The 15125-nt window shown below is 42.9% G+C and carries 12 protein-coding genes; 4 read left to right on the top strand and 8 right to left on the bottom strand.

Features of this window, described 5'->3' with window-relative positions; translation table 11 throughout:
- Positions 1-197: 197 nt before the first annotated feature.
- From pyk to HXT28_RS01920, 6 genes are all read right to left on the bottom strand, one after another.
- On the bottom strand, positions 198-1637 hold the full coding sequence (pyk, locus tag HXT28_RS01945; protein ID WP_016636532.1) for a pyruvate kinase: 1440 nt from the start codon (positions 1635-1637) through the stop codon (positions 198-200).
- A gap of 189 nt (positions 1638-1826) precedes the next feature.
- On the bottom strand, positions 1827-3941 hold the full coding sequence (uvrB, locus tag HXT28_RS01940; RefSeq protein WP_422113583.1) for an excinuclease ABC subunit UvrB: 2115 nt from the start codon (positions 3939-3941) through the stop codon (positions 1827-1829).
- A 6-nt stretch (positions 3942-3947) separates the two neighbouring features.
- Positions 3948-4652, bottom strand: coding sequence for a dephospho-CoA kinase (gene coaE, locus HXT28_RS01935; RefSeq protein ID WP_064347080.1), 705 nt, complete (start codon positions 4650-4652; stop codon positions 3948-3950).
- 68 nt (positions 4653-4720) lie between these two features.
- Positions 4721-5050 carry a TM2 domain-containing protein gene (locus tag HXT28_RS01930; protein ID WP_064347116.1) on the bottom strand — a complete coding sequence of 110 codons (330 nt, stop codon included), beginning with the start codon at positions 5048-5050 and terminating at the stop codon, positions 4721-4723.
- 211 nt (positions 5051-5261) lie between these two features.
- Positions 5262-6764 carry a 30S ribosomal protein S1 gene (rpsA, locus tag HXT28_RS01925; RefSeq protein WP_004135961.1) on the bottom strand — a complete coding sequence of 501 codons (1503 nt, stop codon included), beginning with the start codon at positions 6762-6764 and terminating at the stop codon, positions 5262-5264.
- A 144-nt stretch (positions 6765-6908) separates the two neighbouring features.
- Complete coding sequence (locus HXT28_RS01920) at positions 6909-7793, bottom strand: bifunctional methylenetetrahydrofolate dehydrogenase/methenyltetrahydrofolate cyclohydrolase (protein WP_016636538.1); 885 nt, start codon at positions 7791-7793, stop codon at positions 6909-6911.
- A gap of 130 nt (positions 7794-7923) precedes the next feature.
- Here HXT28_RS01920 and HXT28_RS01915 point away from each other — a divergent pair, with 130 nt between their 5' ends.
- Positions 7924-8979: a metal ABC transporter solute-binding protein, Zn/Mn family gene (locus HXT28_RS01915; protein ID WP_032814606.1), complete on the top strand. Its 1056-nt coding sequence runs from the start codon at positions 7924-7926 to the stop codon at positions 8977-8979.
- 124 nt (positions 8980-9103) lie between these two features.
- Here HXT28_RS01915 and HXT28_RS01910 read toward each other — a convergent pair whose 3' ends face one another.
- Positions 9104-9700, bottom strand: a complete 597-nt coding sequence (locus HXT28_RS01910) for a CarD family transcriptional regulator (RefSeq protein ID WP_196227886.1) — start codon at positions 9698-9700, stop codon at positions 9104-9106.
- 134 nt (positions 9701-9834) lie between these two features.
- On the opposite strand from HXT28_RS01910, the gene glgB reads away from it, so the two are divergent.
- The 3 genes from glgB to HXT28_RS01895 all read left to right on the top strand — a co-directional run bounded on the left by glgB (position 9835) and on the right by HXT28_RS01895 (position 14077).
- Positions 9835-12108 carry a 1,4-alpha-glucan branching protein GlgB gene (gene glgB, locus HXT28_RS01905; protein ID WP_032814587.1) on the top strand — a complete coding sequence of 758 codons (2274 nt, stop codon included), beginning with the start codon at positions 9835-9837 and terminating at the stop codon, positions 12106-12108.
- 21 nt (positions 12109-12129) lie between these two features.
- The gene (locus HXT28_RS01900) at positions 12130-12882 is read left to right on the top strand and encodes a response regulator transcription factor (RefSeq protein ID WP_422113582.1); all 753 of its coding nucleotides are present in this window, start codon (positions 12130-12132) and stop codon (positions 12880-12882) included.
- A gap of 94 nt (positions 12883-12976) precedes the next feature.
- Positions 12977-14077 carry a sensor histidine kinase gene (locus HXT28_RS01895; RefSeq protein ID WP_016636543.1) on the top strand — a complete coding sequence of 367 codons (1101 nt, stop codon included), beginning with the start codon at positions 12977-12979 and terminating at the stop codon, positions 14075-14077.
- Positions 14078-14084: 7 nt separating this feature from the next.
- Here HXT28_RS01895 and HXT28_RS01890 read toward each other — a convergent pair whose 3' ends face one another.
- A complete protein-coding gene (locus HXT28_RS01890) occupies positions 14085-15029 on the bottom strand; it encodes a ComF family protein (RefSeq protein ID WP_016636544.1) in 945 nt (314 codons plus the stop codon).
- Between the last annotated feature and the right edge of the window lie 96 nt (positions 15030-15125).

Below are 15125 nucleotides of genomic sequence, written 5' to 3'. Positions count from 1 at the left end.
AAGTCACATGCAAACACCTCGCGCGTGTTGGCGTGTCGCAATGCTACTTATTTACAAGCCAATACCAATAATGCGCGCAACCCATAAAATGAGAAGCGCGCATTACATTGACTACGCAACTGCCACAATATTGCAGAATGAGTAAAATTCACACATTCACAACAGTAACGTAATATTTCGCATCAAAGCTAGCAAAATTAATCGCAAGCACCAACAGTGTGAACATAGATAGAATCCGTGCGACCAGCTTGACGCTCACCTTGAGCAGTGCTCAAAATAACAATCTGATCACCATCGGAAACCTTACCTGCTTCGCGAAGAACCTTGTCGGTGAAAATCATCAAATCGTGACGGTTCATATCATGATAATCTTCATCAATCAAGAAGCCCTCAGTACCCCAGCTCAAAGCCAACCAACGATACGTATGCTCATTGTTAGTTAAGCCAAAGATTGGAGCAGTTGGACGTTCGCGAGAAATACGATGTACTGTTCGACCAGTCTGAGTATAGGCAACAATAGCTTTAGCGTTAAGCTTATCTGCCAAGTCAACAGCTGCAGAAGAAACAGCGCCGGTGCTAGACATGTCAAGCTCAACAGCTGGAATACGATCATAGCCGTGCTCAGTAGCATACTGAGAAATACGGGACATGGTCTTCACGGTAACATCTGGATACTTACCAACAGCGGTTTCGTTAGAAGTCATCGTTGCATCAGCACCGTCGAGAACTGCGTTAGCGCAGTCAGAAGCTTCTGCACGAGTTGGAACTGGAGAGTTAACCATGGTACCAAGAACTTCAGTAGCAACGATAACTGGCTTTGCATAGCGGCGAGAAAGCTCAATGCAACGCTTGGTAACCAGTGGAACCTCTTCGAGAGGCATTTCCACAGCCATATCACCGCGAGCAACCATGATACCATCGAAGGTCTTTACAATCTCTTCCAAGTTCTCAACAGCCTGTGGCTTTTCAATCTTTGCCACGATTGGAATACGACGACCTTCTTCGTCCATGATTTCATGAGCGCGATCAATATCAGTAGCGAAACGCACGAAGGACATAGCAATAATGTCAGCGCCAGTGCGAATAGCCCAACGAAGATCAGCCTCATCCTTTTCAGTCAAAGCTGGAAGCGAAACAGCGACGCCTGGAAGGTTAATGCCCTTGTGGCTGGAAACTGGACCAGCAACAATAACCTTAGTGTGAACGTCGTTACCTTCTACCTTAGTTACCTCAAGACGAACCTTACCATCATCAATAAGAATTGGGTCGCCTGCATGGCAATCTCCTGGCAAGCCCTTGAAGGTTGTGGAAGTGCGGTGCTCGTCACCTTCAACATCATCCGTAGTGATGATGAACTCCTGGCCTTCTTCCAAATAAACTTTATCTTCACCATCAGCGTTCTTCTTGAACCAACCGCAGCGAATCTTTGGACCCTGCAAATCAACAAGAGCAGCAACATTGCGGCCAGTGGACTTGGAAGCTGCACGAACGTTGTTGTACACGCGCAAATGATCTTCAGGAGTGCCATGAGAACGGTTCAAACGAGCAACATCCATACCAGCTTCAACAAGCTTGGTAATACCTTCCAACGATTCGGTAGCTGGACCAATAGTATCAACGATTTTGGCTTTACGCATAATGCCTACCTATTTCTATTTCTGTTTATTTTTTATGAACGTTTTAACGATAAAAACCATAAAACGCCCAATTCCGCTTTCTAGTGTATCAACGGATTGTGACCGCTTACCACATTTATTCGGCGTTTTGTGAACGTTCACAGAAAATCACAAAAAATACTTGGCTAATACTTAAATAATAGATGTTTACTAACTTTGAGCATCCTTTATCTGTCGCAACTCTTTCTTTAAATCGCGTATTTCGTCGCGCAATCGCGCTGCAAGCTCGAATTGCAACTGTTCTGCAGCAACATGCATTTGCTCGCTTAAATTTTTAATTAACGACATAATATCGCTTTGCGGCAAGGCCGAAATATTCGCCATACGCTTTTCTTTGCTTTGCTGCCCCAGATTCGGCTCTTTTGGCACGCCATAATGCGAGTTCCCAGCCTTATTAGCATTCCTGTAACCGCCTGCTAGCAAAGTTTGAGTATCAACATCTTCTTTAGCAAGCATATCGTTCACATCGCTAATCTTCTTTAGCAAAGGCTTAGGATCAATTCCGTGAGCCTTGTTATACGCGATTTGCTTTTCGCGACGCCTCTCCGTCTCACTAATAGCCTTGCTCATAGCATCCGTAACGCTATCCGCATACATAAGCACAGTTCCGGAAACGTTACGAGCAGCGCGACCAATCGTTTGAATAAGCGAACGATAGGATCTTAAGAAGCCTTCCTTATCTGCATCCAAAATCGCCACAAGCGAAACTTCCGGCAAATCCAAACCCTCACGAAGCAAATTGATGCCAACAATCACATCAATTTTGCCTTCGCGAAGCTCGCGCAAAAGCTCCACCCTGCGCAAAGTATCAACATCTGAATGTAAATACTCAACTTTAATACCAAGCTCCAAAAAATAATCAGTTAAGTCTTCAGCCATCTTTTTTGTAAGCGTAGTAACAAGCACGCGCTCATCTTTTGCCACTCGCGCCTTGATTTCCGCAAGCAAATCGTCAACCTGTCCCTCCACAGGGCGAACCTCAATCTTAGGATCCAGCAAACCAGTAGGGCGAATAATCTGCTCAACTACACCATCCGAAAGCCCCAACTCGTAATCTCCAGGAGTTGCAGAAAGATACACAGTTTGACCAACGTGCTCCAAAAATTCTTTCCACTTTAACGGGCGATTATCCATTGCAGAAGGAAGCCTAAAGCCATGCTCTACAAGCGTTCTTTTGCGCGAAGCGTCACCTTCATACATGGCTCCAATTTGCGGCACTGTTACATGTGACTCATCTAAAACCAGCAAAAAGTCATCTGGGAAAAAATCAAGCAGAGTATGCGGAGGTGTACCTGCATCACGTCCGTCAAAATGCCTAGAATAATTTTCCACTCCCGGGCACACTCCAACTTGTCGCAGCATTTCTAAATCATACGTAGTTCGCATTTCCAAACGCTGAGCTTCCAACAACTTATTCTGTTTTTTAAGCTGTGCTACTCTCTCGTCACGTTCTTTCTCAATTGCCTCTAATGCACGCTCCATGCGCTCAGGTCCTGCAATATAGTGAGATGCTGGGAAGATATGAACGCTACTCTCCTGGCGAATTACTTCCCCTGTAAGCGGATGTAACATCGTAATTCTGTCAATTTCGTCACCAAAGAATTCAATTCGCACAGCTAATTCTTCGTACACTGGAATAATCTCAACTGTGTCACCGCGCACTCTAAAAGTTCCGCGCGTAAACGCAATATCGTTGCGTTTGTATTGCATACTCACAAACTGGCGAAGAAGTGTATCTCGCTCAAGCTGCTGACCAACGCTTAACATAAGCATTCGCTCGGCATACTCCTCTGGAGTACCAAGTCCATAAATGCACGAAACAGTAGCTACAACAACACAATCCCGTCTAGTAAGCAAATTCGCTGTAGCTGCGTGGCGAAGACGCTCAACATCGTCGTTAATATTTGAGTCTTTTTCAATATACGTGTCTGTTTGCGGAATATACGCTTCCGGCTGATAGTAATCGTAGTAAGACACAAAATAGCTCACAGCATTATCTGGCATAAGCTCACGAAACTCTGCACAAAGCTGAGCTGCCAAAGTTTTATTCGGCTCAATAATAAGTGTCGGCCGTTGCAAACGCTCAATCAGCCAAGCAGTTGTAGCAGTTTTACCAGTTCCCGTAGCACCCATTAAAACAACGTCATTTTCGCCGTTTTCAATGCGATTTGCCAACTCTTCGATTGCTTGCGGCTGGTCTCCTGAAGGCTTGTATGGCGCTTTTACTACAAAAGGCTTGTTTGTACGCTGAATTTTATTCGTCATAATCTTTTACTTCCCTAAGTTTGCTATTTCAGCGCTTTTATTACTTACTTCACACAACCATGATTTCAACGTATCATCAACACTGTTAAGCATCGATCCCATTGGTTTCGTTGAATCGACTACAAAATCTGCCATATTTTTTCGAACTTTACAAGGAAGCTGACTCTTTATGCGCGCTAAAGCCTGACTCTTCGTCATATTTCGATCGCTTATCATTCGCTTAACGCGAACTTCTTGAGGCGCTTCAACAGTAATAATATGGTCAAAACTAAATGGAATGCTGTCGATTACTTGCGCAAGAAGCGGAATATCGTGCACAATAATCGAGCTCATGCTGCTCATTTCATCGCAATTTGCTTTAGAAATTTTACTAACATACTCGCTTTTATATTCGCTTTCTAAAAGCTTCGCACGATTGTAGATAGCCGGGTGAATTATAGATTCAATCTTATTTAATGCTTGCTTATGCTCATCGTCGTCGCCAAAAATACGCTCCGCAATAAACGCTCGATTTAAAGAACCATCTTCCAGAACAGAATCTTCCCCAAAAATTCCTACGATTTGTTGCAATACTGTGCTTCCTGGTTCCACTACTTTACGCGCTAAAATATCGTAATCTATAACAAAAGCGCCAAGCGAACGCAGATGGTTTACCACTGTAGATTTTCCAGCCGCAATTCCGCCCGTTACTGCAATCCGCATTATTGTCATATATAAATTATAAGTAATGCCCCAGTAAATAAGTACCAGAGCATTACTTCTTAAAGAAAATAAAATGATTAGTCTTGTAATTCTGCACCATTGGCATCTTTATGCCACTGAGTCCCAGGCTTTGAGCAAAGAATGCAAATTCCTTCAACACATGACCATATAATCGAAATACCTGCAAGCAAACCAAAAGAAAGAACGGAAATAAGGAGCTGAGCAATGGCCTTACCCTTAAAACCAAGATAGAAATTATGAATGCCTAATGTACCCAAGAAAATAGCTAGCAAGCCAGCAACGATTTTCTGACGAGGACTCACCAAAGTTGCATGAGTATTCTGATTGTTATTCCCACCATATGGAGGGAATTGGGTATTGTGCTGATTGCTATCAAATGTACTCATAATTTTCACCAATCCTTTTAATAACTTCATTAATGTTTTAACAAAATCATATAATCGTGCTTCTTAAAAGAAAATTTGTTGTACTCACATTTAATTACAGAATATAAATTATAAAATCAGAGTATTTAGAGAACATTGCAATAATCGAAATACGCAAGATGCCCCGATGATCACTCACCGGGGCATCTTGTTCATACGCTTTTAGTAGAAACTACTTCTTTTCACTCAAAAGCTGTTCGCGCAAAGCTGCGAGCTGATCGGAATCAGCTAAAGCACCTTCGTTAGAAGCCTCAGAAGAATAGTTGGAAGCAACTTCTTCCTTCTTCTCTTCCTTAGCTGGCTTCTTTTCAGCTTCTTCGCTCTGGCCGTCAGCGGCAGCAGATTCAGCTGCAGCTGCGAGTTCCTTAGCAGCGAATGCCTTGTGTTCTTCCCAAAGCTCGTGAGCTGCAGCATACTGAGCTTCCCACTCTTCGCGCTGCTGCTCGTAGCCAGCCATCCACTCATTAGTGTTTGGATCGAAGCCTTCTGGGTACTTGTAGTTACCTTCAGCATCATATTCAGCTGGCATGCCGTAGAGAGCTGGATCGAAATCTTCAGAATTTGGATCGACAGCTTCAGTAGCTTGCTTCAAGGAGAGGGAGATACGACGACGATCAAGATCAACGTCGATAACCTTCACGAATACTTCTTCGTTAGCCTTAACGACAGTTTCTGGGTTCTCTACGTGACGGTTTGCAAGCTCAGAAATGTGAACCAAGCCCTCAATACCATCTTCAACGGAGATGAACACACCGAACTGAACGATCTTGGTGACCTTGCCCTTAACAACCTGTCCAGGAACATGGGTGCGAGCGAAGCGCTGCCATGGATCTTCCTGAGTTGCCTTAAGGGAAAGGGAAATACGTTCGCGATCGAGATCAACGTCGAGAACTTCAACGGTAACCTTATCGCCAACCTTAACAACCTCAGATGGGTGATCGATGTGCTTCCAGGAAAGCTCAGACACGTGAATGAGGCCGTCAACGCCGCCGAGGTCAACAAATGCGCCGAAGTTTACGATAGAAGACACAACGCCTTCGCGAATCTGACCCTTCTTAAGCTGCGAGAGGAAGGTCTCGCGAACTTCAGACTGGGTTTCCTCAAGGAACTGACGACGAGAAAGCACAACGTTGTTGCGGTTCTTATCGAGCTCAAGAATCTTAGCCTTAATCTTCTGGCCAATGTATGGGGAAAGATCGCGAACGCGACGCATTTCAACGAGGGAAGCTGGCAAGAAGCCACGAAGACCGATATCAACAATCAAGCCGCCCTTAACAGCTTCAATAACGGTACCTTCAACGATGCCGTCTGCATCCTTAATCTTCTCGATGTCACCCCAAGCACGCTCATACTGTGCACGCTTCTTGGAGAGAATAAGACGTCCTTCCTTGTCTTCCTTAGTAACAACAAGGGCTTCAATGGTGTCGCCAACTTCAACGACATCATCTGGATCAACGTCTTTCTTGATGGAAAGTTCACGGGAAGGAATCACACCTTCAGTCTTGTAGCCGATATCCAACAATACTTCGTCGTGATCAATCTTTACGACGGTACCTTCAACTAAATCACCATCATCAAAATTCTTGATGGTTGAATCGACTGCCTTGATGAAGTCTTCTTCGGTGCCAATATCATTAATCGCAACCTTGGCGACTTCGTTATTATTCTCTGCCATTATTTATTAGTGGTTTCTTCTTGGGGTGGATATTACTCGATATTAAATTATGCTTTTATGTTCACATGTGTATGATGCACATGCTCTGTCAATGTTATATACAGGCATAGCCAAAATTATTGTTTTACTTCGGGCGTGTCGTACTCATTGCTTATCAAGTGTTCGCTCAGCCATATCAACGACATTCGCTAACAGCATCGCACGAGTCATAGGCCCTACCCCACCCGGGTTTGGAGAATATGCTCCAGCAATTTCGCGACAAGTTGGATCAACATCACCTTTTACACGGTATCTGCCAACTTCTTCATCAAAAACTCGCGATACACCAACGTCAACAAGAACTGCACCAGGCTTAACATCTTCTGGCTTAACAAAGCCGGCACAGCCCATCGCGGCAATTATCACATCAGAACGACGCATAATCTCTTGCATATTCCGCGTACGAGTATGACACAAGGTAACAGTTGCATCTACTCCTCTACGAGTTAAAAGAAGACCGATGGTGCGACCAACTGTAATTCCGCGACCAAGTACACAAATATTTTTCCCAGAAAGGTTAATGTCATATTCATCTAGTAAAGCTAAAATTCCACGCGGTGTACACGGCAAAGGTGTTGTAATATTTCCAGAAATATGCGTAACAAGTTCGCCAAGATTATAAGGATGCATACCATCACAATCCTTTGCAGGATCAATTGAAGCAATAACTTTTTGAGTATCAATACCTTTAGGCAAAGGAAGTTGCACAATAAAACCAGTGCAAAGAGGATCATTATTTAATTTCTCTACAGCTGCAAGAACTTCATCTTCAGTTGCATCCTCAGATAGATCACATCGAATAGAACGAATCCCCACTTCTTCGCAATCACGATGTTTGCCAGCAACATATTTTAACGAACCTGGATCCTTACCAACTAATAGTGTACCCAAACCTGGCTCAATGCCACACTTACGCAATGCTGCTACTCGTGTTGCCAAGTCCTCTTTAATTTTAGATGCTAAAGCTTTACCATCCAACACAATAGTCATAAATTATTCCTCCCAACTCGCACAATTCGTAAGGATAGGCTATCGTGAGGTATAGATGTATCTATATCGATTGGCAACTAGCAATGGCGCATGCGAGTTGATGCGCCATTATTACGAGAGGACTGCAGCAATGCATACTATTACCCATACAATGAAAAGACTCGGAAGAACCGTCATGACATGTTGTATTGCATCTGCAGTACTACTAGGATTTTCTGCTTGCGGACAGCAAACAATAGAAAAACCTCAAGAAAAACCTAAAGCGATTGCGCCGATTGCTGTAGTATCTACAGTAGATACTTGGGGTAGCTTAGCTCAAGAAATTGGCGGAAATGATATCAAAGTTGATTCCATTATGACTGGAGCAAATAGTGATATTACAGCGTTCAAACCCCATACAAAAGATTTACAGAATATGCAAAATGCACAGGTAGTTATCACTAATGGCGCGGGCTATGATGACTGGGCTACCAAAACACACCCAAAGAAAGCTGAAATTATCAGCGCCGCAGCAACAGTAGGAGCATTAAATGGTGATAACCCATACTTCTGGTTCTCTCACGACGCTCGAGAGGCAATGGCTTCTGCAATGGCGGATACTTTTTCTAAAGTACGACCTAATAAAAAGAACGTTTTTAATCAACGATTAGCACAATGGCAACAACGCGAAAAGAAGTTAACCACTGTTCTGAGTGACTTTTCAAAAGAATATGGTAATGCCCAATATGCTTCTACATCTCCTATTTTATTCTGGCTTATGTCTGACTTAAATGTGAAAGATAGCACACCAAAAGAATATGCCGATGCAGTAAGCAACAATAATGAACCACAACATTCAAGCATCGAAGAATTCCAAAAACTTATTGAAGATCGTAAAGTTGATGTGTTAATTAGCGATAGTCAACAAGGCAACGACATACTTAATTTACTCAATGGCATTGCGGGACGTAGCTACACATCTACAGTACGAGTTAGTGAGCTTATGCCAAAGTATGCTAATCGTCTTGATCAGTGGATTATGAAGATTTGCGATGATCTTCAAAACGCATTACAAGCAACAAAAGATATGCGCAAAGACATTGACGAGCAGGAATCTCAAAAGAAACCAATTACTAAGAAACCAAATGTAGCGAAAAATACTGATCCAAAAAACTCCAATGAAGGGCAACAAGATCCTGGTAAATAAATTCGATTACAAATAACATAAAAAATCTCTTGCAGCAAAGCGCAAGAGATTTTTTATTAACGACACAGGGAACAGCAAAAACAAATATCAAATATCCTAAACTGTTGTTTTAGAACAATCCCGTTTACTTTTTTCTTGATTTCTTATTACGCTCTGCCAACAACGCTAAAGTGCGATTTGCTGGTTCTTCAGGAGCAACAGTATGGTGCTTTTCATCACCTGACCGCGGTTTTTGATAGCCAAGATTCACATCAAGGAGTCGCTCAGCTTCAGATTCATTAATTTTTTCCGATAGTGCAATCTCAGAAATTAAAATACTGCGAGCACGAGCAAGCATGCGCTTCTCCCCTGCTGAAAGACCATGCTCATCCACATCGCGCTGCGACAAATCACGAACTACTTCCGCAATATTGTTAACATCGCCTGTAGCAATTTTCTCTACATTCAACTTGTAACGACGCGACCAATTCATTTCTTTTTCAATAATCGGTGTACGCAAAATCTCAAAAACTTTTGCAACTTCCTGAGCTCCAACAATGTCTCGCACACCTACTTTTTTCACATTATCAACTGGAACATTAATTTCCAAACCATCAGAAGATAACACTACTAAACGTAAATATTGACGAGTGACGCCTTTGACGGTTCGCTCACTGATTTCTTCAACACGAGCCGCACCATGACGAGGATAGACGACCATATCGCCGACTTGATATTCCACAGAACCCTCCGAACACACAGAAAAACTCATTTCAGTCTCCCATAAGGGCACGACTTGGAAAAACTTTCATAATTTTTTCACAATACTGCGAAACACACGCGACTTATACGCACAAAGCATGTATGATAGACAGCATGAGTACAGTTACTAACATCAACGAAGATGCACTCGCAGTCCCAGTCCGCCAGGATGTGTTGGCTGCGGTGAGCAATGCAGAGTATTACAATCCACACGAGGTTCTCGGTGGGCATCTTGGCACTGGTAAAAGTGCTAACACTGTAACCGTCCGCGTTTTACGCCCAATGGCCAAAAAAGTTGTGATTCTCACTAAAAATGGTGAATATGAAGCAACTCATGAATATAATGGTATTTTCACAGCAGTTATCCCTGCAGTAAAACATGCTAAAGCTAAGACTTGGTCAGTGCCAAGTTATCGCGTATACACAGTAGAAATTGATGGCTCCGAATCCACTGATGATGATCCATACCGCTATTTGCCGCAAGTTGGCGAGCTTGATATGTATCTCTTTGGTGAAGGACGTCATGAGCGACTTTGGGAAGCACTCGGCGCACATGTTAAGACAATCACAGATACCTGGGGACTTGTTTCACCTACAACAGGTAAAATGGTGAAAAAGGTAACCGGCACAGCTTTCTCTGTGTGGGCTCCTAATGCTCGTGCAGTTCGTGTGGTTGGTAACTTCAATTATTGGAATGGTCGTCGTCACGCGATGCGCTCACTTGGTTCTTCCGGCATTTGGGAACTTTTCATTCCGGGCGTTACGGCTGGCGAAGTATACAAATATGAAATTCTTACTCAGTCTGGTAATTGGATTATGAAGGCTGATCCAATGGAACGCTCACATGAAGTTCCACCAAATACTGGATCTGTTGTTGTTGATTCTGAGTTCAAGTGGCACGATACCGACTGGATGGAGAAGCGTGCCAAGACTGATGCTCATAATGGTCCAATTAGTATTTACGAAGTGCAGGCTAATAGCTGGAATCGTGATTTAGGAAATTATCGCGAACTTGCAGATAAGTTGGTTGATTATGTGCAGAAGGAAGGCTTTACTCACGTTGAGTTTATGCCACTTACGCAGTACCCGTTCTCTGGATCATGGGGTTATCAGGTTACAGGCTACTATGCAGTAGATTCTCGTCTAGGCTCCCCTGATGATTTTAAGTACTTGGTAGATAAGCTCCACAAAGCAGGTATCGGTGTCATCATGGACTGGGTGCCAGCTCACTTCCCTAAGGACGACTTCGCTCTTGGACGCTTTGATGGCACAGCATTATATGAGGATCCTGATCCTATGCGAGGTGAACATCCAGATTGGGGTACTTATATCTTTAACTTTGGTCGTCACGAAGTTCGCAACTTCTTGGTTGCTAATGCTTGCTTCTGGCTTGACGAATATCATGTTGATGCATTGCGCGTTGACGCAGTATCTTCCATGCTGTACTTGGATTACAGCCGTGAAGCAGGACAGTGGAGACCAAACATCTACGGTGGACGCGAAAATCTTGAAGCAATTGACTTCATTAAAGAAGCAAACGCAACAGCATACAAGAACAATCCTGGCATCATGATGATTGCTGAGGAATCCACCGCTTATCAAGGTGTGACTGCACCAACTGATATGGGCGGCTTAGGCTTTGGCTTGAAGTGGAACATGGGCTGGATGCACGACACTTTGCAATACCTTAAGGAAGAACCAATTAACCGTCGTTGGCATCATAATGAGATTACATTCTCTATGGTTTATGCATATTCTGAGCATTATGTGTTGCCATTAAGCCATGATGAGGTTGTGTATGGTAAAGGCTCACTGCTCGGCAAGATGCCAGGCGACGAATGGCAACAGTTCGCAGGATTACGTGCATTACTTGCATACCAGTGGTCTCATCCAGGCAAGAACTTACTGTTCATGGGTGGCGAAATCGGACAGTCCAGTGAATGGAACTTCAATACTTCGCTTAACTGGAATGAGCTGCAATGGCCGTTCCATCAGGGCGTGCAAAAGCTTGTTGCGGATTTGAATGCTCTATACAAGAGTTCTAGAGCTTTCTGGAGTCAAGACTTTACTCCTGATGGATTCCAGTGGCTTACTAGTGATGACTCTGATCACAACACCTTAAGCTACATACGTATTGGTGATGACGGTGAGGAAATCGTTGTAGTAGTGAACTTCTCTGGTCAGGCTTGGCAAGATTATCAAGTTGCATTGCCAAAGGGTGGCAAGTGGGAAGAAATACTCACTACAGATGATGCAAAGTATTGCGGATCTGATATTCATAATGGCACATTCACTGCCACTGCTGAAGAATATCATTCTCGTCCATACTCGGCAAAGATTACTGTGCCAGCATTGGGAGCAGTGTTCTTGAAACCAGTACAGCACTGAAAGGTCTATTCAAAGAAAATTATGCTAAAAACTCCATCACCTAGCGTTGTTCGTCGAACCATTCTTGTGGTTGAAGATGAGCCAGATCTTGCTACGGCTATCGCACAGCGTATTACTGCACAAGGCTGGTCTGCGCGCGTCGCTGCTGATGGAGTATCTGCTGTCAAAGCTGCTGAACAACTACAACCTGATCTTGTTATTATGGATATCATGCTTCCCATTATGGATGGAATCGAAGCTACGCGTCGAATTATTGCTAAACGACCTGTACCTGTTCTTATGCTAACAGCTCGCGACGCAGAAGCAGATAAAATTGTAGGCTTAAGTGCAGGAGCAGATGACTATATGACTAAGCCATTTTCTCCTCGCGAATTAATAGCCCGTTGTGCAGCACTTTTGCGTAGAGTAGAACGAGCAACACAGATTGCCAAGACTACGGAAAATGAGAAAGCACTTGATTTTGGTGCGCTCGTTATTAAACCTCGCCAACGCTTAGTGACGTTGCACAATGAGGAGATACATTTTACTCCGACTGAGTTTGATTTGCTTGCAATGCTTGCACGTCATCCACACACAGTTTTCAAGCGCGAAGCACTACTCGCTGAAGTGTGGGATTGGCCAGACGCTTCGGGCACACGCACTGTCGATTCCCATATTAAGTCATTACGCCATAAAATCGGCTCTGAATGGATTCGCACAGCACATGGTATTGGATATGCGTTTGAACCACCAATGAGTGATTATGATGAAGTTTTGCATTCACAAGTTGTATAGTGCTTGCAAAATTTCTTATACTGTTACGCAATACAACATTACCTCATAAAACATTTTTCAAAGTTTCACAAATCTTGTATATATAGCAACTGTCATGTTACATAAAACTTCTAACTCATACTCAGAGCATCAATTTAAAAAACAAAATACAAAAACACATTCAGAACATCGTTATCCTCATCGTCCTGTTGGATTTTTTTCATCACTAAAAATTGAGCTTTCAGCGATTATCGTTTTTGCAACTGCCATCGCATTCGTCATGGCCTGGTTTTTGTTGAAGACTGGCTTGAATGGTTGGATTGCTATGCCTTTAACACTTGTCGTAGCTTTAGGTATTACATACCTTTTCTCGCGCGGACTTACTGCACCTCTGAGGCAAATGAAAAATGCAGCGGAAACAATGGCTGAAGGTGATTATTCTGTACGAGTAGCTATAGAAAATCGTCGTGATGAGGTTGGCAAACTCACACTTGCTTTTAATGAAATGGCAGAAGAGCTTGAACATGCCGATCAGATGCGACGCGAACTCATAGCCAATGTTAGTCATGAGTTACGCACACCAGTATCTGCTTTACAAGCAATGCTCGAAAATCTTGCGGATGGAGTAACAGAGCCAACACCAGCCAACATGGAGGTTATTTTAAACCAAACGCATAAACTTGCTGATCTTATTACTTTCCTTCTTGACCTCTCACGCGTAGAAGCAGGAGCAGCAAGTCTTAATATCACCTCATTTAATTTTGCAGAATTTCTTGATGAAATCATTGAACCACTCGAACTAGCTGATGCGGGTCATAATCATCAGATTACCATTCATATTGACAACAATATTATGCTAACTGGAGATCGGGGAAGACTCTCACAACTCTTTACTAACGTTATCACTAATGCGCTGAAACATTCAAAAGATGGAACTCACGTGCTTATTAGTGCTCATATTAATCACAGTCAAAATACAGTAGTTAGTAATGTGATAAATTTTGGTGAACAAATTCCTCAAGAAGCAAGAGCAGATATTTTTCGCAGATTCGTTAAAGGCAATCAGCATATGGGCACAGAATCTGGTGGTACAGGCTTAGGATTATCAATCGCACGCTGGGCTGCACAACTTCATGATGGAACCGTAAAAGTAGTAGACGACAAACGTGGACCAAACTTTGAAATTACACTCCCTTTGAATTACAACAAGATATGAGCATAATTTAATAAACATAATTTTTTGTATCGTCTTCGCAAGAACGCACACATGCTAACGAAAAAGCAGCCAAAACATTTAACTTAGCATGCTGCAACGCTACTGCACAGCTACTCATAGTAGACCCTGTAGTAACAATATCATCGATGAGAATAACACTGTGCGAGACATTTTGTTTTGCGCGCAATTTTTGTAGGACTCGATAATTTACTGTAAATGCATGTGACGCTCTACGTGATCTACCACGAGAACCTGCAGTTTGTACTGACTTTGCTGTAACACGAGCATTCATACACAGTATATTGGCTGCACAAGCGGCAATACCATTGTTACTCAGATTTTGTGCGACCATGCGCGCTATTGGCTGCATATGATTTCGACCTCGATAACGTATTGAAGACTTTGAAGATGGTACCGGAACAACTAATATAAACTTGTTGCAATCATGAGAAAATGTGGTATCGAAAGAATTATCGATTCCCTCATTCCTATTATTTATAGTGTCACGTTGCTGCATAATTTTACGTATAACTTTTATAACCAAATCAGCAAGTAGTGCAGCAAATGCATTATCACATGCTATATCGCCATGATCTTTCCACTGCAATATTGCTCGCCTTACAGCATGCTCATATAGACCACATGCATACCTATTACCACATACTGCGGCAGTAAACGAAGCACACTGCCAACACTGTAAAGCACGAACACATCTTGTGCATAATACAGCATCAACAGCATCACACCCTGCACAACCACGAGGAAATAACATACTCCACCATGCACGAACTACACTGTCGTAAGATGCAGCATGCCAACTATCTATACAATCTAACACATTCCCAAATTTCAATTTACGAACACCAGCGTGGCGTGTAACTCCCCCATTACACGCCACGCTTATTTGCTGTTTACTATGAGAGCATGTTACTGCTTTGCGTCTCCCAACCATACTGACAGCATAAAAGCAAAACAACACAGTCACAAATAAAAAACACTCTTGTGGTTAAAAGCTATGCAAAATTTATATTTATGATTAAAGACGCAA

Origin of the sequence: Gardnerella washingtoni (genome assembly GCF_049262705.1) — a bacterium.
GTDB classification, from domain to species: domain Bacteria; phylum Actinomycetota; class Actinomycetes; order Actinomycetales; family Bifidobacteriaceae; genus Bifidobacterium; species Bifidobacterium vaginale_D.
This window is presented reverse-complemented; position numbering and strand designations above follow the sequence as displayed.